The 19,519-nt window shown below is 74.6% G+C and carries 17 protein-coding genes; 6 read left to right on the forward strand and 11 right to left on the reverse strand.

Annotated elements, in window-relative coordinates; all coding sequences use genetic code 11:
- The first annotated feature begins 199 nt into the window (after positions 1-199).
- Complete coding sequence (locus tag QP090_RS17010; protein ID WP_285939889.1) at positions 200-1,753, forward strand: serine/threonine protein kinase; 1,554 nt, start codon at positions 200-202, stop codon at positions 1,751-1,753.
- A 27-nt stretch (positions 1,754-1,780) separates the two neighbouring features.
- Here the strand turns inward: QP090_RS17010 and QP090_RS17015 are convergent, their stop codons facing one another.
- Positions 1,781-2,395: a nucleotidyltransferase domain-containing protein gene (locus QP090_RS17015; protein WP_285939890.1), complete on the reverse strand. Its 615-nt coding sequence runs from the start codon at positions 2,393-2,395 to the stop codon at positions 1,781-1,783.
- A 54-nt stretch (positions 2,396-2,449) separates the two neighbouring features.
- Here QP090_RS17015 and QP090_RS17020 point away from each other — a divergent pair, with 54 nt between their 5' ends.
- Both QP090_RS17020 and QP090_RS17025 read left to right on the forward strand, forming a co-directional pair.
- Positions 2,450-5,548: an ATP-binding protein gene (locus QP090_RS17020; RefSeq protein ID WP_285939891.1), complete on the forward strand. Its 3,099-nt coding sequence runs from the start codon at positions 2,450-2,452 to the stop codon at positions 5,546-5,548.
- Between the two features lie 24 nt (positions 5,549-5,572).
- Positions 5,573-6,763: an FAD-dependent monooxygenase gene (locus QP090_RS17025; RefSeq protein WP_285939892.1), complete on the forward strand. Its 1,191-nt coding sequence runs from the start codon at positions 5,573-5,575 to the stop codon at positions 6,761-6,763.
- Positions 6,764-6,788: 25 nt separating this feature from the next.
- Here the strand turns inward: QP090_RS17025 and QP090_RS17030 are convergent, their stop codons facing one another.
- The 5 genes from QP090_RS17030 to QP090_RS17050 form a co-directional block, all read right to left on the reverse strand.
- Positions 6,789-7,085 (reverse strand): hypothetical protein, encoded by a 297-nt coding sequence (locus QP090_RS17030; protein ID WP_285939893.1) that lies wholly within the window; start codon positions 7,083-7,085, stop codon positions 6,789-6,791.
- Positions 7,082-7,693, reverse strand: a complete 612-nt coding sequence (locus QP090_RS17035) for a DUF5994 family protein (protein WP_285939894.1) — start codon at positions 7,691-7,693, stop codon at positions 7,082-7,084. The genes QP090_RS17030 and QP090_RS17035 overlap by 4 nt, the downstream gene beginning before the upstream one ends.
- Positions 7,694-7,887: 194 nt before the next feature.
- Positions 7,888-8,781: a CE1 family esterase gene (locus tag QP090_RS17040; protein WP_285939895.1), complete on the reverse strand. Its 894-nt coding sequence runs from the start codon at positions 8,779-8,781 to the stop codon at positions 7,888-7,890.
- 255 nt (positions 8,782-9,036) lie between these two features.
- Positions 9,037-10,548 (reverse strand): DEAD/DEAH box helicase, encoded by a 1,512-nt coding sequence (locus QP090_RS17045; protein WP_285939896.1) that lies wholly within the window; start codon positions 10,546-10,548, stop codon positions 9,037-9,039.
- A 375-nt stretch (positions 10,549-10,923) separates the two neighbouring features.
- Complete coding sequence (locus tag QP090_RS17050) at positions 10,924-11,127, reverse strand: cold-shock protein (RefSeq protein ID WP_285939897.1); 204 nt, start codon at positions 11,125-11,127, stop codon at positions 10,924-10,926.
- Between the two features lie 324 nt (positions 11,128-11,451).
- Here QP090_RS17050 and QP090_RS17055 point away from each other — a divergent pair, with 324 nt between their 5' ends.
- Complete coding sequence (locus tag QP090_RS17055; RefSeq protein WP_285939898.1) at positions 11,452-11,679, forward strand: hypothetical protein; 228 nt, start codon at positions 11,452-11,454, stop codon at positions 11,677-11,679.
- A 199-nt stretch (positions 11,680-11,878) separates the two neighbouring features.
- On the opposite strand, the gene QP090_RS17060 is transcribed toward QP090_RS17055, so the two are convergent.
- Together QP090_RS17060 and QP090_RS17065 are read right to left on the reverse strand one after the other, a co-directional pair.
- On the reverse strand, positions 11,879-12,559 hold the full coding sequence (locus QP090_RS17060) for a response regulator (protein ID WP_285939899.1): 681 nt from the start codon (positions 12,557-12,559) through the stop codon (positions 11,879-11,881).
- Entirely contained in the window at positions 12,526-13,869 is a 1,344-nt protein-coding gene (locus QP090_RS17065; RefSeq protein ID WP_285939900.1) for a sensor histidine kinase, read from the reverse strand. The genes QP090_RS17060 and QP090_RS17065 overlap by 34 nt, the downstream gene beginning before the upstream one ends.
- Before the next feature lie 112 nt (positions 13,870-13,981).
- Between QP090_RS17065 and QP090_RS17070 the strand changes: the two genes are divergently transcribed.
- Positions 13,982-15,262, forward strand: coding sequence for an SGNH/GDSL hydrolase family protein (locus QP090_RS17070; protein WP_285939901.1), 1,281 nt, complete (start codon positions 13,982-13,984; stop codon positions 15,260-15,262).
- On the opposite strand, the gene QP090_RS37665 is transcribed toward QP090_RS17070, so the two are convergent.
- The 3 genes from QP090_RS37665 to QP090_RS17090 form a co-directional block, all read right to left on the reverse strand.
- Entirely contained in the window at positions 15,181-16,476 is a 1,296-nt protein-coding gene (locus tag QP090_RS37665) for an AAA family ATPase (RefSeq protein ID WP_432763046.1), read from the reverse strand. The two genes, QP090_RS17070 and QP090_RS37665, sit on opposite strands and share 82 nt — an antisense overlap.
- A gap of 66 nt (positions 16,477-16,542) precedes the next feature.
- Positions 16,543-17,430 (reverse strand): sulfotransferase domain-containing protein, encoded by an 888-nt coding sequence (locus tag QP090_RS17085; protein WP_285939902.1) that lies wholly within the window; start codon positions 17,428-17,430, stop codon positions 16,543-16,545.
- Positions 17,427-18,143, reverse strand: coding sequence for a DsbA family oxidoreductase (locus QP090_RS17090; RefSeq protein WP_285939903.1), 717 nt, complete (start codon positions 18,141-18,143; stop codon positions 17,427-17,429). Before QP090_RS17090 ends, QP090_RS17085 begins: the two co-directional genes overlap by 4 nt.
- Positions 18,144-18,342: 199 nt before the next feature.
- Between QP090_RS17090 and QP090_RS17095 the strand changes: the two genes are divergently transcribed.
- Positions 18,343-19,389: an RNA polymerase subunit sigma-70 gene (locus tag QP090_RS17095; protein ID WP_285939904.1), complete on the forward strand. Its 1,047-nt coding sequence runs from the start codon at positions 18,343-18,345 to the stop codon at positions 19,387-19,389.
- Positions 19,390-19,519 lie beyond the last annotated feature (130 nt).

Genomic DNA, 19,519 nt, shown 5'->3' on the forward strand with positions numbered 1-19,519 from the left:
GGACGCACCGGTCAAAGCCGGTGGACCCAGGTCCTCAAGCTCACTTGGCGGCCGTCGGCGCGCGAACGCAGGACGGGTTCGGCGTCGGTGCGGAGAAAGCCCGTCGCCTCGGCGACACGCCGGCTGGCGGTGTTGGCACGCCCCGCCACATTCTGGCATCCGTGGATATGATCGCGCCTGATCCGATGTTGGAGGACGCGTGCCGGAATGGATGGCCCTGCTGCCCACGGATCTGGAAGCGGTAGGGCCGTACCGGCTCGAGGGCCGGCTGGGCACCGGCGGCCAGGGCACGGTCTATGTCGGTGGCGAGAAGCCGGGGCAGCGGGTGGCGATCAAGCTGCTCCATCCGCACCTGGTCACCGATGAACGGGCCCGGACGCGGTTCCTGAGCGAAGTCGAGATCGCCAAGCGGGTGGCCCCGTACTGCACGGCGCAGGTGCTCGACAGCGGCGTCGCGAACGAACAGCCCTACATTGTCAGCGAATTCGTGGACGGGCCGTCGCTCCAGGAGTCGGTGCGCAGCACGGGACCGCGCGGCGGGGCGGCGCTGGAACGGCTCGCGTTCAACACCGTGACCGCGCTGGCCGCGATCCATCAGGCGGACGTGGTCCACCGGGATCTCAAGCCGGGCAACATCCTGCTGGGGCCGGACGGCCCGGTGGTGATCGACTTCGGGATCGCCCTGGCCCTGGACCTCAGCCGGTCGATCATCACCAGCCAGGTCGTGGGCAGCCCCGGCTACATGGCGCCCGAGCAGATCTCCGGGGACGCGGTCGGACCGGCGGCCGACCTGTTCGCCTGGGGGGCGACCATGGTCTTCGCCGCCACCGGGCAGCGGGCCTTCAGCGGCGAGTCGATCCCCGCGGTCATGCAGGCGATCCTTCATGGTGAGCCGAACCTGGAGGCGCTGGACGGCCGCCTCGGCGCCGTCATCCGCGCCTGCCTGGACAAGGACCCCGCCAGGCGGCCGACCGCCGAGCAGGTCGGCAACGACCTGCGCGCCCTGCCGGGCCCGGCCTGGAACACCGCGGACGCCCCGGTCGCCGCGCTCCAGACCGAGCCCGCGAGCGAGGCGGGGGCCACGAGCGAGGACGAGCCCGCGTCCGCGAAGGCGCCCGAGGACACGAGCGAGGACGAGCCCGCGCAGCCGCCCGAGGCGGGCCGGGGCGACGAGACGGCTCCCGCCGACGGGGCCAAGCGCCGTCGCCTGGCCGGGGTCGGTGCGGCGGTCCTGGTCCTGCTCGCGGCATTGGGGCTCGCCTACTCCGTCATCTCCCCTGACAAGGGGAGGTCCGGCTCGCTGCGGACGCCGGGCTCGGCCGGGCCATCGGGCGGGCCGTCCGGCAGTCCGCCGGCGTCGCCCGGCCCGTCCGGCAGCAAGGGGGACGCGAGCCGGGCGCCGTCGGCCGGGACGCCGGCGACTCCGGCGGCCGGTGCTGGGCGGCAGTCCCCGGGCCGTCCGGATGGGGCGCCGAACACCGGCGGCTCGAAGGCTCCGGCGACCAAGAAGCCGTCCTCGCGGCCGAGCGGGGGCGGGCAGCCCTCGTCCGACCCGAAGGTGATCGGGACCGTTTCCATCAGCGATATGAACGGCTACTGCCGGTCCAAGGGGTACGCCGGCAGCGGGGGCCCCTGGAACAGTTGGTGCTACGGCCCCGGCGGGGAGCAGGTCAGCATGACGAGCGTCTGCCGCTGGGCCTATCCGGGCCACCCGAACGTCAAGGCGGACGGGACCACCTGCAAGGAGTACTGAACGGCGGCGACGAGCGGCACCGCGACTTCAGGACGCGTCGCCGGGTTCGGGCAGGCGATCGAGCCAGGGGTGGCCGCCCAGGGTTGCGACGATGGCCGCCGCGAGCCATCGTCTCTGGCGGCCGGTGAGGACGGGCAGGGTGACGGCGAAGTCCAGTTCGTCCTTGGGGCGGGGTGCTCTGGCCTTGTAGAAGAGCTGCACTTCGGGTGAGAGGTAGGGGACGCCGTCCGGGGACACGAGGCCGAGGTCCTCGATGGGGCGGCGAATCCGGTCGTCGCGGTGCGAGATCCAGGTCCGGTGTTCGGACTCGTCGAACATGACCTGGATCCGCCAGGGCGCGGCGGGTCCGGGACGGCACCAGATGTCGTGGACGGACGGCGGCAGCGTTTCGCCCGGGTCCCAGGGGCGCAGCGTCCCGGGCGGGTCGGCGGCCCACCACTGCCAGGCGGGAAGGGCGTCCTGCACGCTGAGCTGGTCGCGGCGCAGGAGGAGGACGTCGATGTCGGCGTGCTCCCGGTGGACGCGGCCGATGGCGAGGTCGATGGCGTGGCCCCCGGCGATCCACCACGGGACGGCCAGGGAGGCGAAGAGCGCGGCCACCTCGGCGAGCGGCGCGGGGTCCCAGGGAGCGGTGTGCGGCATGGTCCTGTATATGGTCCGGACGAGTCTAGGGCGAATGGGCTGATAATCACGGGTATGCGGTTCGGGGTTCTGGGGGAGACGCGGGCGTGGCGTGCGGACGGGAGCGAGGTGCCGCTCGGCGGCCCGGCCCGGCGGGCGCTGCTGGCCCTGCTCCTCACGCGGCCGGGGGCGCCGGTCTCCGTCGACCGGCTGATCGACGGCGGCGCGGGCGGGGGGCGGGCGTTGCAGTCGCAGATGTCCCGGCTGCGGGCGGCGCTGCGCCCGGAGGCGGAGATCGAGCTGACCCCCGCCGGCTACCGCCTCGGGGTCCAGCCGGACGACGTGGACGCGTGGCGGTTCGAGCGGCAGGCGGGCGAGGGCCGGGACGCGCTCCGCGGCGGTGATCCCGAACGGGCGGCCGGGCTGCTGCGGGCGGCGCTCGGATGGTGGCGGGGCGACGCGTTCGCGGACGTGGCGGACGGGCCCGCGCGGGCGAGCGCCGAACGGCTGGAGGAGCGGCGGCTCGAAGCGCTGGAGGACCGGATCGACGCCGAGCTGCGGACCGGCGGCCGGCTCGCGGTGGTGCCGGAGCTGCGCGAGCTGGTCGAGCGGCATCCACTCCGCGAACGGCCGCGCGCCCTGCTGATGCGGGCGCTGCGCGACGAGGGCCGGCCCGCCGAGGCGCTGGTCGCGTTCGAGGACGCCCGGCGGACCCTGGCGGACGAGCTGGGCGCCGATCCGTCCGCCGAACTGGGCGCGCTGCACCGGGAGCTGCTGGCCGCCCCGCCGCGCGGGCCGGCGGCGCCGCCCGCGCAGCTCACCAGTTTCGTCGGGCGCGACGCGGAGACGGCGGAGCTCGGCGCGCTGCTCGGCACCGTGCGGCTGGTGACGCTGCTCGGGCCCGGCGGGGTCGGGAAGACGCGGATGGCGGTCGAGGTCGCGTCCGGCGAAGGGTGCGGGGAGGTGTGCTTCGTCGAGCTGGCGCCGGTCCGGGACGGCGCCGCACTGCCGCAGGCGCTGCTGGTGGCGCTCGGCCTGCGGGAGGGCGGGCCGCTCAGCGCGCCCGCCGGGCCGGTGCCGCCGCTGTCGCGGCTCGTCGCGGCGCTGGCCGACCGGCCGCTGCTGCTGGTGCTCGACAACTGCGAGCACCTGGTGGACGCCGTGGCGGAGCTGGCGCACGCGTTGCTGTCGGCCTGCCCTGGCCTGCGCGTCCTCGCGACGAGCCGCGAGCCGCTCGGCATCACCGGCGAGCACCTGTGGTCCGTCCGGCCGCTGGAGGGGGACGCGGCGGTGCGGCTGTTCGCCGACCGGGCCTCGGCCGTCCGGCGCGGGTTCGCGCTCGACCGCGACCGCGCGACGGTGCGGCGGATCTGCGCCGCCCTGGACGATCTGCCGCTCGCGATCGAGCTGGCGGCGGCGCGCCTGCGCACCCAGGATCTCGCCGAGCTGGCCGCCGGGCTGGACGACCGGTTCGGGTTGCTGGAGCGCGGCGCCCGCACAGCCGACGCCAGGCACCGGACGCTGCGCGCGATGGTGGCGTGGAGCTGGGACCTGCTCACGGACGACGAGCAGCGGGCCGCGCGCCGGTTCACGGTCTTCGCCGGAGGCGCCGACGCCGCGTCCGCGCAGGCCGTCTGCGGGGTCCCCAACGTGCGGGACGCCCTGGAGTCGCTGGCCGACAAGTCCCTTCTGGAGGTCACGGCCGGTCGCTACCGGATGCTGGAGACGATCCGCGCGTACGGGGCCGAGCGGCTGAACGCGGCCGGTGAGGACGACCTCGCGCGCCGCGCGCACGCCGCCCGCTTCCTCGACCTCGCGCGCACCGCGGGCCCGTATCTGCACGGCGATGAGCAGCTCCGGTGGCTGCCGGTTCTCGCCGCCGATCACGACAACCTGCTGGCCGCGCTGCGCCGGACCGTCGAGGCGGGGGCGACCGGGACGGCGTTCCGGCTGCTCGGCTCGATGGCCGCCTACCTGTGGATCCGCGGGCTGTCGGCCGCGGCGGCGGGTGCGGCGGCGGCCCTGCTCGACCTGGTCGGGCCCGGCGCCCCGTCCGGCCTGGAGGAGGAGTACGTGGTCTGCGCGCTGGTCGCCGCCGCCGACCCCGCGACCGCGCGGGCATGGAGCCGGCACCGGCGGGCCGCGGGCGCGGCGATCGCGGCCATCGCGGCGGGGGCCGGGCGGCACCCGTTCGTCCCGTTCCGCTGGCTGATGGCCGCCGCGGAGCCGGACGAGGCGGAGACCGCGTTCGCGCTGATCACCGCCGACCTGGGCTCCGCCGAGCCCTGGGCGCGGGCCGCCGCGCACCTGATCTCGGGCTATCCGGAGCTGGCCGCGGGCGACGCCGTCCGGGCCGAGCAGGAGTTCACCGCGGCGCTCGCCGCCTTCCGCTCGACCGGCGACCGCTGGGGGACCGCGCTCGCCCTGGACTCCCTCGCCGGGCTCGCGGCGCTGTGCGGCGACCCCGGCCGGGCGATCACGCTCACCGACGAGGCGCTCGTCCTCAGCGAGCGGCTCGGCGCCGTGGACGACCAGTCCGACCTGCTGTGCAACCGCGGCGACTACCGGTTCGGCGCCGACCCCGAGGGCGCGCGGGCCGACTACGCGCGGGCCGCCGCTCTCGCCCGCCGCGCCGGACGGCCCACCTACCTGGCGGCGGCGCTGCGCGGCCTCGGCGACCTCGCGCTCCACGACGGCGACCCGGGCGGGGCGCGGCGGCTCTACGAGGACGCGCTCGACCGCTTCGACCCGAACTGGATCAAGAGCGTCGGCAACCGGACCCGCGCGCTCGTCGGCCTCGGCCGGGTCGCCGAGGCGGGCGGCGACCGGGCCGGGGCCCGCGTCCTGTACCGGCGGGCGATCGAGGTCGCGGCGGCGAGGGGGGCGCTCTTCGAGGCCGCCCGCGGCGTCGTCGCGCTCGCCGGCTCGGCCCTCGCGGACGGCGATCCCGCGCCGGCCGCCACCCTGCTCGGGGCGGCGCGAGCGCTGCGCGGGATCGCGGGCGACGCCGACGCCGACGCTCCTCGCATCGAGGCCGCGGCGCGCGCCGAACTGGGCGAGGGCCCCTACCGCGACGCGCACCGGACGGGGCTGCGGATGGGGCCCGCGCAGGTGCTCCGCCTGACCGGCCTGCCCGAGTCCGTCGCCGGTGAGCGCGCGGTGAGGGTGCGGTGAGCGGCCCCGGCCAGGCTCACCCGCATGAACCCCACCAGGAAGCACGTCCTCATCTCCGGGGCGTCCATCGCCGGGCCCGCGCTGGCCCTGTGCCTGAACCGGCACGGCTTCGCCACCACCATCGTCGAGAAGAGCCCCGCGCTCCGTACCGGCGGCTACGCCGTCGACTTCCGTGGGAAGGCCCACCTCGACGTGCTGCGCCGGATGGGCGTCCTCGGCGAGATCGAACGCGCCCGCACCCGGATGGGCGCCATGGCGATGGTCAACAGCGCGGGCAAGAAGCTGGTGAGCATGCCCGAAGACCTGTTCGCGGGGGACGTGGAGATCCTCCGCGGCGACCTTGCCCGGATCCTCGTCGACGCCACCCGAGAGCGCACCGAGTACGTCTTCGGCGACTCCATCACCGGGCTGGCCGACGGCGCGGACGGCGTGGACGTCACCTTCGAGCGGGCCGCGCCGCGCCGGTTCGACCTGGTCGTCGGCGCCGACGGGTTCCACTCCAACGTGCGGTCGATCGCGTTCGGTCCCGAGCGCGACCACGCGACCCACCTGGGCCTCTACAACGCGATCTTCACCACCGCCAATCACCTCGGGCTCGACCGCACCGGCCTCGGCTACAGCACCCCCGGCAAGACCGTCACGATGTACAGCGCGCGGGACAACACCGAGGCCAAGGCCGTGTTCTACTTCGCGTCCGCGCTCCTGGACCTGGACCGGCACGACACGGCGGGGCAGCAGAAGGCGCTCGCCGAGCGGTTCCGCGGCGGCGGCTGGGAGACCGACCGGCTCCTGGACGCCATGGCGGACGCGCCCGACTTCTACTTCGACTCCGTCGGCCAGATCCGCATGGACGCCTGGACGCGCGGCCGGATCGCGCTGCTGGGCGACGCCGCGTGCTGCCCGTCGTCGCTGTCGGGGATGGGCACCGGCCTCGCGGTCGTCGGTGCGTACGCGCTGGCCGGCGAGCTGGCCGCGGCGGGCGGCGACCACCGCACCGCGTTCGCCCGGTACGAGGCGCTGGTCCGCCCGTACGCGGAGGGGTGCCAGAAGTCGGGGGAAGGGGTCAGCAGGTTCATGGTGCCCGAGACCCGCTTCATGGCCTGGTTTCTCAACCAGAACTTCAGGCTCCTCCCCTACCTGCCGTGGAAGGGCATGATGGCCAGATCGGCCCGCCGGACCGCCGAGGCGATCTCCGTCCCCGCCTACGACCTCTGACCGCCGGGCGCCCGGGGCGCGGCGGTCAGAGCGGTTCGGCGATCCACCGCCAGACGCGGCCGTCGTGCTCGGCGCGGACAACCTGGGCCCCGCTGGAGTCGGCCAGCTCGCCGACCGCCCGGATCAGCCGCCGGTGGAAGTCGCCCGGCAGCGGCTCCGGGCTCTGCCCGTCGATGAGGGTCACGGTGACCTTGGACTCGTCGCGGAGCTGCGCGGTCAGCCGGCCGCCCGGATCGAGCCGGACCACCACGATCATGTCGGCCCGGATCAGGTCGCGGCCGTCGCCCGTGGCGATCCAGACCTCGGTGTCCTTGCCGCTCAAGGGCGTTCCCTCCGCATCCCGCCGTCGTCGGCCCACTGGGAGATCTCGATCGGCTCGACCCGGTCGATGTCCTCGGCCCCGGTAGGCAGGATCTCATCCGACCTGCCGTCCGGCCCGGGGACGCGCGCGGTGGACACGTCGCAGGCGGCGAGGATCTCGTGCGGCATGGCGCTGTCCGTCCCGGCGGCGGCGCTCGCCAGTGCGGCCCGGGCCGGTGCCTCGGGGGCCTCCGGCGGGACGACCAGCAGCATGAGCTCGTCCGACCGTCCCCGGGTCACGATGACCATGCTGTCGATGTCCGGCAGCCAGCCCACCTTGATCATCCGCCCGCCGACCAGGAGGCGGCGCGGGACCTCGTCCCAGTCGGCGAGGTCGACGGTCAGCCGCAGCGGCTCGTCCGGGGCCCAGGGCAGACCGCTCACCAGCGCGGTCAGCTCGGCGACCGCGTCGCGGGAGCGCGGCCACCAGCCGCCGTCGAGGGCGCCCCTGCGCTCCGGGCCGGGGGCCAGCGTGAGGCGCGGCTCCCGCGCGCGCTCCGGCCCGGCCGGCTCGTCGCCGGGCGGCGCGGGCGACCGCCGTGCGGCTGCGAGATCATAGATACGGGCCATATCGCGGGCCCCGTTCTCGGCTCCGTGCGGAACCGGATGGTCACTCGCCGAAGACGACGCCGACGTGACGGTCCGCGTTCGAGATGCCCCCGGTCCCTCCAGCCTACGTCGCGGGACGCCCGAACGGCGGTGGCGTGACGGCCGCTACGCCGGCCTTCCCGCCGGGCGCGCCACCTGACCGTCGGCGCGGAGCGTCACGGGCGGACGTGCTTGGTGAAGAAGTCCCAGATGAGCGGACTCGCGGCGACGCCCTTGCCCGTCCCGTCCGGCCAGGTGTGCCCGCCGTCGAAGATCGTGCAGAACTCCACCTGGCTGGAGCGGACCGCGCCGAGCGAGGTGCGGCACACGGTGGACGCCGCGTCCAGCACGATCCGGTCCAGCGGGGGCAGCCGGTCGATCGACCGCCAGAAGTCCATCACCGCCTGGACCGGCGGGAACGGGACGTGGTTGTTCCAGTCCTGGTCGCCGCCGCCGCCGAACGGCACCGACGGGTCCGCGGTGCCGTGCAGGGCGATCAGCGACACCGGGCGCTCCGGCTCGCACGGGACGGCCAGCGAGCCGGACACCACGCCGATCGCCGCGATCCGGGTGGACCGCTCGCAGGCGTACCGGTAGGCCATCCCGCCGCCGTTGGAGAAGCCGGTCAGGTAGATCCGCCGCGGATCGGCCAGCCCCTCCCGGACCAGCGTGTCGATCAGCCGGTCCAGGAACCCGACGTCGTCGATGCCGGCCATCCGGGCGAACCAGCAGCAGCCGCCGGCGTTCCAGGTGCCGAAGAAGCCGTTGGGGTAGGCGGTCACGAACCCCTTCTCGTCGGCCAGCGCGTCGAACCCGGTCGAGTCGCGGATGTACTGCATGTCGTTCAGCCCGCCGTGCAGGGCGATCACCACGGGCCGCGGGCGGGCCTTCCCGGGCGGGACCCGCAGCAGGTACTCGCGTTTCCATCCGTCGTCCATCGTCACCGAGCGCGTGTACGAGCCCGGCGCGAGCCGTGCGGTTGCGGACGTGGCCCCCGAGGCGGTTCCGGACGCCGCCAGCAGGGCGGCGAGCAGAACCCACGTGATCACGATGTGCGTCACAGACCTCATGGCGGAGATCATCCGGCGGCGGGCCGGGGGACGGCTATACCCCGGGCGAGCGATTGCTCGGGCAAAGTGCGCGCCCAGGTGCATAGCACGCCGGAACGCTCCCGTCCGATCGCGTTGAGTCGCGATCGGACGGGACGCGGCGGAGGAATCGCTCGCGCGGCCCCGGACGGCGAGACCGTCCCGGACGGCGAAACGGCCCCGGACGGCCGAAGGGCCCGGCGAGGTGACCGCCGGGCCCTTCTACAGATCGTCGCGTCAGGTGTTGCTGGACGAGGCGAGCGCTCCGGAGCGCCCGTCACGGCCACGGGACGAGGAACGGCGCCCGTGTCCGCCGCGGCCTTGGCCGCCACCGGCACTGTTGCCGCTGGCGCCGCCGCCGCCGCCACCGCGACGGCGTCCGCCGCCACCGCCGCCGCCGCGCCGGTTGCCGCCGCTCTGGGGGCGTTCGGCGGCGGGCGGGGCCGGGAGCGTGACCGGGACGCCGGACGGCGGGCGGGCGCCGGTGATCCGGGCCAGCTCCTCGTCGCCGGGACGCACCCGCGTGGTGGTCGGGGTGATCCGGGCGAGCGCCATCAGCCGGTCCATCTCGCGCCGCTCGGCGGGCACGACCAGGGTGACCACGGTGCCGGACTCGCCCGCGCGGGCGGTCCGGCCGCCGCGGTGCAGGTAGTCCTTGTGGTCGGTCGGCATGTCGACGTTGACGACCAGGTCGAGTCCGTCGATGTGGATCCCGCGCGCCGCGACGTTGGTCGCGACCAGCACGGTGACCTGCCCGGTGCGGAACTGCTCCAGCGTGCGGTTGCGCTGGGGCTGGGACTTGCCGCCGTGCAGCGCCGCGGCGCGCACGCCGCTCGCCAGCAGCTTGCGGGCGAGCCGGTCGGCGCCGTGCTTCTTGCCGACGAACATCAGCACCCGGCCCTCACGCGCGCCGATGTGCACCGTGGTGTCGTGCTTGTCGGTCTCGGTGACGTGGAGCAGGTGGTGCTCCATCGTGGTGACCGCGCCCGCCGACGGGTCGACCGAGTGGGTCAGCGGGTCGTTCAGGAAGCGGCGGACCAGCCGGTCGACGTTGCGGTCGAGCGTCGCCGAGAACAGCATCCGCTGCCCGCCGGGCACGACCTGGTCGAGCAGCGCGGTGACCTGCGGCAGGAAGCCCATGTCGGACATCTGGTCGGCCTCGTCCAGCACGGTGATGTCGACCCGGTCGAGCCGGCAGTCGCCGCGGTCGATCAGGTCGGCGAGCCGTCCGGGCGTCGCGACCAGCACCTCGGCGCCGCGCTTGAGCGCGCTCGCCTGGCGGCCGAGGGACATCCCGCCGACCACGGTGACCAGCCTGAGCCGGACCGCGTCGGCGTACGGGGTGAGCGCGTCGGTGACCTGCTGGGCCAGTTCCCGGGTCGGGACCAGCACCAGCGCGAGCGGCTGCTTCGGCTCGGCGCGCCGGCCCGCGGTGCGGGCCAGGAGCGCGAGGCCGAAGGCGAGGGTCTTGCCGGAGCCGGTCCGGCCGCGGCCGAGGACGTCCCGGCCGATCAGCGTGTTGGGCAGCGTCGCCGCCTGGATCGGGAACGGCGCGGTGACGCCTTCCCGGGTGAGCGTCGCCAGGAGCGCCGCGGGCATGTCGAGCTCGTCGAAGGCCTCCACCGGCGGCAGCGCGGGCGTGGTGCTCTCCGGCATGGCGAACTCGGTGCTCTGGTTCTGCCGCTGCTGCGGGGCCGCCGGGCGCCGGCCGCGGGGCCGGGACGAACGTGAACGTGCGTTGTGGGGCATGCGGGGAAAAAGACCTTCCTCGGGTGGCACGTGTCGAGGAGTGCTCCGCTGCACGGGGCCGCACGATCGCAGGGCCGGGCGAAGAAGTCTCAAGAACGAGCCGGTGGGAATGACGGGCGGTGCTCGTGCCGCCGATCGTGGGGAACGGCCTCATCGCCGTGGGGCGGGGCCGAAGTCGAGAGCACACGATATCCGTGTGCGGGGCGCTGTCGAGCGCGCCGTCGAGCCGGTGCTGCACGATCGGTACCGGCCGATCAGGTGTCGCCTGATCAGTGCTGCCCGATCGGTGGTGCTGGGGCCGAAGTGGCGGCTCGGCCGGGCCGGAGGGTCACGACGGGCCGCGGCCGGAGGCCGCGACCCGCCGTTCACACATACTTAGGCGGGGACGATGTTCTCCGCCTGGAGGCCCTTCTGACCCTGGGTGACGTCGAACGACACCTTCTGGCCCTCCTGAAGCTCGCGGAAGCCCTGGGCCGCGATGTTGGAGAAGTGGGCGAAGACGTCGGGGCCGCCGCCGTCCTGCTCGATGAAGCCGAAGCCCTTTTCGGCGTTGAACCACTTCACGGTACCGGTGGCCATGGTGTTTCTCCTTCTGGGCCAATGCCCGGGCTCGCACCCTGCGAGTCCGGAGTCGCCGCGATGATCCCATCCGGAAGATCCAGAACAACAAAAAATGCGCCTGAGGTAAGTACCAGCAGGCGCACACAAGAGTCTATGAGAACCGCAACTCTCCGGAGTCTAGCACGCATCCGGGGGAGATCGCCAAGGCTGATCGCTTCGTGTCCGAAAACCCTTGGCCACAGGGGGTTTCGGGGACGCGCGCGCGAGCCCGCCCGCAGGTCCGCGCAGGTTACTGGCCCAAGAACGCCCCGTTATGGCCCAGCTGGGCGCATACTGGGAATGATGAAAGCACCCCGAGCCGTGACCCGGCGACACCTGCCCACCAGTCCCTTCAAGCCTCCGCCCGCGGCCCCGCCTGTCGAGCAGTTCGCCGTGGACGACCGGGTGAGCCACGACAAGTACGGCCTCGGCCGTGTCATCGGCGTCGTGGAAGACACCACCGTTCTGGTCGACTTCGGAACCCAGAAGGTGCGGATCTCCGCGCCGTTCGCCAAGCTCTGCAAGCTCTGACTCCCGGGGCCGCACCGCCGCGGCCCCGCCGGAGTCGGCACGGACCGGCCGCGGGGCCGTCGTCTCGGCCGCCGCCCAGGCCGCCGGGCCGGTCGGCCATTCCGCCGTACCCTGAACGCCGCGCGGAATCACGCGGCGTGCTTCCTTCATGCCCGCCCGCCGGTCCGCTCACCTGTCGGCCCGGCGGTCCGCCCGGCCGTCAGCGGCGGGGCGCCGTGCCGCGCAGGTAGGCGAGGACGGCGAGGACCCGGCGGTGGGTCTCCTCGGTCTGCGGCAGGTCGAGCTTGGTGAGGATGCTCCCGACGTGCTTGCCGACGGTCGCGTCGGAGATGACCAGGTGCTGGGAGATCGCGGCGTTGGAGTGCCCCTCGGCGATCAGCGCGAGGACCTCGTGCTCGCGCGGCGACAGTGCCGACAGCGGGTCGCGGTGGCGGCGCAGGAGCTGCCGGACGACCTGCGGGTCGACCACGGTGCCGCCGGCCACGACCTGGCGGAGCGCGGTGATGAAGTCCTCGATGTCGACGACCCGGTCCTTGAGCAGGTAGCCGACCCGGCGCCCGTCGCCCGAGTCGAGCAGGTCGGTGGCGTAGCTCGACTCGACGTACTGGCTCAGCGCGACCACGGCCAGGCCCGGGTGGTCGCGGCGCAGGTCGACCGCCGCGCGCAGCCCCTCGTCGCTGAAGCCCGGCGGCATCCGGATGTCGGTCACGACCAGGTCGGGGGCGTGCTCGGCGACGGCGGCCCGGAGCGCCGCGGCGTCGTCGACCGCCGCGGCGACCTCGAACCCGAACCTGCCGAGCAGCCCGGACAGCCCTTCGCGGAGCAGCACCCCGTCCTCGGCGAGCACTACCCGGACGGCGGCTGTCGGTTCAGGCTGCACGGAAGCTCCACACGTAGGACCGTCGGCCCCCCGGTCGGGCTCGACAGGAACATTCTGCCGTCGATGACGGCGACCCGGTCCGCGAGGCCGGTCAGGCCGGTCCCGCCGGCCGGGTCGGCGCCGCCCGTCCCGTCGTCCTCGGCCTCGACGGTGAGCAGCCCGTCCAGCCAGCGGGCGGTGACCCGGACCCGCCCGGCGCCGCCGTGCTTGGCGGCGTTGGTGAGCGCCTCGGCCACGACGAAGTAGGCGGTCGCCTCCACGTGGGCGGGGAAGCGGCCGGGCAGTTCGGCGTCGACCGTCACGGCCGGCGCGGCCTGGTCGGCGAGCTCGCCGAGCGCGGCGGGCAGGCCCCGGTCGGTCAGCACCCGCGGGTGGATCCCGTGGATCAGCTCCCGCAGCTCCACCATGAGCCTTTTGGCCTGCGCGTGCGCGGTGTCCATGCTGCGTGCGGCGGGCGAGCCGGGCGGGACGTCGAGCCGGGCCAGCCCGATCTGGAGGGTCAGCCCGATCAGCCGCTGCTGCGCGCCGTCGTGGAGGTCGCGTTCGATCCGGCGCCGTTCGGCCTCGAACGCGTCGACCAGCCGGGCCCGCGAGCGTGACAGCTCGACCAGCTCGACCCGCAGCAGCTCGCTGGAACCGCGCCGCAGGAGCGCCCGCGCGAGCAGGCCGTGCGCCCCGGCGATCAGCGCCAGCCCGTACGGGACGGCGGGCAGCAGCACCAGCGCGCCGAGCGCGTACGGCAGCGCGTCGCCGGGCGTGCCGATCGTCACGGGGCCGAGCGCCACCGGGCCGTCGCCGCCCTGGGCCAGCAGCGGGCTCACCAGGCAGGCCAGCAGCCACAGCAGGGCGAGCGCGAGGGCGGTGTACAGGACGGGGGCGACGGTGACGAGCAGGCAGGCGTAGCCGAGCTCGCGCCACGTGGCGGGCTCGGCGTACCGGGTCCGCAGCCAGCGCAGCGGCCCCGGGCCGGACGGGTGGCGGTGCCCGGAGCCGATCGGGGTCAGGTCGATCATGCCCAGGCGGCGGCGTTCCAGTTCCGCGAGCGGGACGGCGACCAGCGGGCCGATCCCGGCGATCAGCAGCACGCCCACCGCGACGAGGAAGGCCGCCTGCACGAGGGACGTGGCCCGTCCGCCCATCGGCGCCGCGATCAGCAGCGGCAGCCCGATGAGCGTCAGCGGCGCCGCCGCCAGCGCCGCCGCCGGGACGCTGGTCAGCAGGTAGCCGGCCGACCGCCATGGCCAGCCGCTGAGCAGGAAGCGCCACCGGAGGACGGCTTCCAGCGGGGTTCGCGGGGGGAGGGGACGCACGCACGTACGTTATCGACGCCCGGGAGCGCGCCGCCGGGGTAGTGCTGGCCCTACCTCGAAGTTGGTGGGGCGCCCTGATGCCGCCGTCCCGTCCGGCTAGTGGGATCTAGACATGAACTTCACGCGTCACACACGGTCGTTCCGGATCCCGCTCGCCGTCCTGGGCGGCACCGCGCTGACCGGTGGGCTCGTCTACGCGGCGACCGCGTCCGCTGCGGCGCCCGCCGCGCCGGGCGGGTGGGTGCAGAGCTGGGCCGCCGCGCCGCAGCGGCCCGTCGCCGGCAACGAGGACGACGGCGCCAACTGGTCGACGACCGGCTTCAAGGACCAGTCCCTGCGGCAGGTGATCAGGGTCGGGCAGGGCGGCGCGCGGGTCCGGATCCGGCTCTCCAACCGGTATGGGACCAAGCCGCTGAAGGTCGCCGGCGCTACGGTCGCCCGGTCGGCCGGGGGCGCCCAGGCATGGCCGGACACCTCCGCGCGGGTCACGTTCGGCGGCGCGGCGTCGGTCATGGTGAAGCCGGGCGCGGAACTCGTGGGCGACCCGGTCGCGCTGTCCACCTCCCCGCTGGAGAAGCTGGCCGTCACGTTGCGCTTCACCAGCGCGACCGGGCCCGCCACGTTTCACCGCTTCACCACCCAGGCCGCCTACCTGGCCAAGGGCGACCACACCGCCGATCCCGCCGGCGGCGCCTTCACCGCGTCCACCGACGCGCTCTACTACCTGACGGGCGTGGACGTGGCCGGCGGGAAGGTCGCCGGGACCGCGGTGGCGTTCGGGGATTCACTCGTCGACGGCACCGGCTCCACGGGCGAGGGCCGCTGGCCCGACGTCCTCGCCGGGCGGCTCCTCACCGCCGGACGCCCGGCGACCTCCGTCAACGCGGGGATCGCCGGCAACCAGCTCCTCGCCGACTCGCCCTGCTTCGGCGACAAGGCCCTCACCCGGTTCCGCAAGGACGTCCTGGACGTGCCGGGCGTCCGTTCCGTGCTGATCCACCTGGGCGCCAACGACATCGGCGCGTCCCAGGTGCAGAACGAGTGCCAGCGGCGGGCCGCCCCGGTGACGCCGCAGGAGCTGATCGCGGGCCACCGGGAGCTCATCCGCGCCGCGCACTCCCGCGGTGTCAAGGCCACCGGCGTGACGGTGCTGCCGCTGAAGGGCGCGCTGTTCCCGATCTGGAGTCCGGAGGGCGAGAAGGCCCGCCAGGGGTTTAACCACTGGATCCGCACCAGCGGCGAGTACGACGCCGTCCTCGACGCGGACAGGGCGATGGCGGACCCCGCCGACCCGGACCGGTCCCTGCTCGCCTACACCTTCCAGGACGGCCTGCACCCGAACGACGCCGGCCACCAGGCGATCGCGCGGGCCGCCGACCTCGGCGCCCTGTGACCCGCTAGTCGACCAGGGCGCCGCAGGAGATGTTGACCTGGGTGGAGGTCAGGGTGCGGGCGTGGTCGGAGACGACGAAGGCCGCGACCCGCCCGACGTCGGCGAGCGTGGCGGGCCGGCCGAGCAGCGTCGCGTCGGTCATCTGCTGCCGGAAGGGCGCCGTCTCCGTGACGTCCGGCATGGACTCGGGGATGCCGCCGGTGCGCAGGGTGACGACCCGCACCCCGTGCGGGCCCAGCTCGCAGGCCCACTGGCGGCGCATCGCCTCGACGGTGTCGCTGCCGATCTGGACGGTGCCGAGTCCGGGGGCGCGGTTGCCGGGCGTCCTCGGCGGGACCGAGATCGACCGCGGACAGGCCGAGCGTGCCCGCCGCGCCCAGCACGACGTCCGGATCGGCGGTGCCGTCGGCCGCGATCACCACCAGCAGCCGGGTCGCCGCGGGCAGCTCCGCGACCCGCGCGCGGAACGTCTCCAGGACCTGGCCGGTGACCCGGAGCGGCCCGGTCCGGTGCGGGCTCTCGGCGCGTCCCTCCTCGGCCCGCAGCGCGGTGGCCAGCTCGATGAGCGCGAGCGGGTTGCCGCCGGACTCCGCCAGGAGGCGTGCGCGCGCCGGGGCGGTGAGGCCGGGCACGCGGTCGTCCAGCAGCCCGGCGGCGGACGCGCGGTCGAGGCCGCCGAGCTTGAGCACGTCGAGCCCGGGAGCCGGGAACGGCCGGGCCTCGTCGCGGATCGCGAACAGCAGCGCGATCGGGTCGGCGCGCAGCCGCCGGGCGGCGAAGAGCAGCGCGTCCGAGGAGGCCAGGTCGAGCCACTGCGCGTCGTCGACCAGGCAGAGCAGCGGCCGGTCGGCGGCCAGCTCGGACAGCAGGGTGAGGGTGGCCGCGCCGACCAGGAACCGGTCGGGCGCCGGGGCGTCCGCGAGCCCGAACGCCGAGCGCAGCGCCGCGGCCTGCCGGTCCGGCAGCGCGTCCAGCCGGTCGACGAACGGGAGCAGCAGCAGGTGCAGCCCGCTGAACGGCAGCTCGGCCTCGGACTCGACGCCCGCCCCGCGCACCGTCCGCAGGTCGCGGCCGTCGGCGGCGGCCTGGTCGAGCAGCGTGGTCTTGCCGATGCCCGCCTCGCCGCGGATCACCAGGACCCCGCTCCGCCCGGATCGCGCGCCCGCGAGCAACCGGTTCACGCGCTCCCGTTCGACGTTCCGCCCGACCGGCATCCGCGCCCCCTTTCCCGAAGCGCGATCATCGTAGGCGGACGGCGCCCGCCGGCGGATCGGGAGAGGTCAGCGGTGCAGCCATTCCAGGAGGTCTGGCGGGGCGAGCTCGGCGGTGCGCCGCGCGTAGCGGGCGAGGTCCTCTGGCGAGAGGACCTCGCGGGCCCCGCCGGACGTGCCGCGCCGGAAGAACGCGGCGTTGTCCTTGAGGATGCCGGACGGGTTGGGCGCGAGTGCGTCCGCGCGGGCGCGCATGTTGGCGAACGTGGCGGCCTCCACCAGAGAAGGCCACCGCCCGTCCGGGACCTCTATACCGAGTGCTCCTGCCAGCCTGCGCATCTCGCCCGGCAGGTCACTGGACAGGTCGTCGTAGTGGACGAGGACGATATTGGACTGGTCACGGCGGTTCCAGGCGTCCGACAGATGCCACATCACCCCAGGGAGCGAGTCCATCTGGTCGAGGTGCGAGACGTCGTGTCCGATCCAGCCGCGAAGCCAGTCGCGTAGTGGCGGCCGGGGCCTCTCCCGTACGGGCGGGCCGCTTGTTAGCTGCCTGATCCGTTCGCGGTCGATGTTGCCGCCCTGGTGGTAGAGCGACACGGCCATGTCGAGCGGATGCCGTGCGACCACCACGTACGTCGCGCGTTCGTCGAGCGGGATCCCGTCCAGGGGCGTATGCGTCTTGATGAACCGGCGGTGCCGCTGGTCCTCCAGCCGCGCGACCACCTCGTCGCGCGGCGCCACCAGGTGGTCGAGCCACGGTGACAGCTCGTGCAGCGGCGCGGGCAGCTCGGGCGTCTGGAAGACCAGCAGCGCGCAGATCATCTGTAGCCAGGTCGTCCCGCTCTTGGACCGGGTGCTGATCACGATGTCGCCGCGCCGGAAGGGGAACTCCGCCCACCGCCCGCTGTCCTCGTCGGGCGAGGTGTAGCGGACGGCCGGGGCCCCGTCCCTCATCCGCGGGGCTCCGCGGGCACCGCGCAGGCGTCGCCGTCGCAGGCGCCGCCGTCGCCGGCCGCGATGGTCACCGGGGGCCGTGACTCGGCCCAGGCGCGCGCGAGGACCTGCGTGAACGTCTCGGTGGGCTGGGCTCCCGAGACGCCGTAGCGGCCGTCGACGACGAAGAACGGCACGCCGGTCGCGCCGAGCTGCTGGGCCTCGACCTGGTCGGTCTGGACGTCGGCGGCGTACCGGTCCGAGTCCAGCACCGCCCGCGCGGCACCGGGGTCCAGGCCCGCCTCGGCGGCCAGCTCGACCAGCGAGTCCGGGTCGAACAGCGAGCGGCGGTCGGTGAAGTGCGCCCGGTAGAACGCCTCGATCACCGGCCCCTGGAGCCCGGCGTCGCGGGCCAGGTGGATCAGGCGGTGCGCGTCGGCGGTGTTCCCGACCGTCCCGCCGCTCAGGTTGTACTCCAGCCCGTCCTCGGCGGCGCGGTGCTCCATCTCCGTGTTGAGCGCGCGAACGCGCTCGGGCGGCATGCCGAGCTTGGCCGACAGCATCTCGGCCTGGTCGCGGACCTCGCCGTGAGGCGCGGACGGGTCGAGCTGGAACGACCGGTGCACGACCTCGACGCGGTCCCGGTGGTCGAACCCCGCCAGCGCCTTCTCGAACCGGCGCTTGCCGATATAGCACCAGGGGCAGACGAGGTCGGACCAGATTTCAACGAGCACGGCACACCTTCCAGACGTAGACCTCCAAGTCAACGCATTGTCCCCGGGATCGATTTCCTCGGGCCCGGCCGGGGACCGGCGGCGGCGCCCCGGGGCCGGTCCGACGGCCGTCCGGCCCGGCGGATGTCGGTGCGGTGGGGTACAAAAGTCGTGGTCAGGGCGGATGTCCGCCCGATCGCACGCAGACGCGGGGGGCGACGTGAGCGGGCAGGTGGACGAGGCACAGGTCGTGGACGCGATCCAGGCGGGCGACGAGGCCGTGTTCGCCGAACTCGCCGAGCGCTACCGGCATGAGCTGCGGGTGCACTGCTACCGGATGCTCGGATCGTTCGACGACGCCGAAGACCTCGTCCAGGACACCCTGCTGCGGGCCTGGAACCGGTGCGAGACCTTCGAGGGCCGGTCGACGTTCCGGGCGTGGCTGTACCGGATCGCCACCAACGCCTGCCTGGACGCGCTGGCCGTCCCGTCCCGCAAGCGGGAGGTCGCGACGGCGACGGCCGCCGCGGGCGGCCCCGCGCGCTCGGCGCCGGCCGAGATCGCCTGGCTCCAGCCCTACCCGGACGAGCTGCTCGACCTGGCCGCCCCCGCCGAGGGCGGGCCGGAGGCGGCGGCGATCGCCAGGGAGACCATCGAGCTGGCGTTCCTGGCCGCGATCCAGCACCTCCCGCCGCGCCAGCGGGCCGTGCTGATCCTCCGCGACGTCGCCGGGTGGCCCGCGCCGCAGACGGCCGAGGCGCTGGAGATGACCGTCGCCTCGGTCAAGAGCGCGCTTCAGCGAGCCCGTGCCACGCTCCGCGAGCAGCTCCCCGAACGGCGCTCGGACTGGGGCCGGGCCACCGCCCCCAGCGACGCCGAGCAGGCGCTGCTGCACCGGTACGTCGCCGCGTCGCGGGAGGCCGACCTGTCGGCGCTGGCCGCCCTGCTGCGCGAGGACGCCCGGCAGACCATGCCGCCCGCGCACCTGGTGTACGACGGCCGGGCCGCCATCCTCGACCTGTGGCGCCCGGTCCTGGAGGGCGGCCGGAGCTGGGGCGAGTGGCATTCGGTGGCGCTGTCGCTGAACCGCCAGCCCGCCGCCGCCAACTACGTACGGCGGCCCGGCGAGCCGTCCTACACGGCGGTCAACATCGACGTCCTGCGGGTCGAGGACGGCCGGATCGCGGAGATCACCACCTTCGACCCCGCGCTGCTGCCCGCCCTCGGCCTGAGCCGCACCCTGGCCCCGGCCGAGATCGGGTGGTGACCCGCGTCTGACCGGCGGAGCGGCGGTCGTCCCATGAGGGCGAACCGCCACGATCCGGGGCATCGGGCGGTTACGATCTTGGTCCCGCGCCGTGGCGCGGGACCTCCCCACCGCCGTACCGAAAGGCCGC

The organism is Actinomadura xylanilytica (assembly GCF_030283145.1).
In the GTDB taxonomy this organism is placed as follows: domain Bacteria; phylum Actinomycetota; class Actinomycetes; order Streptosporangiales; family Streptosporangiaceae; genus Spirillospora; species Spirillospora xylanilytica.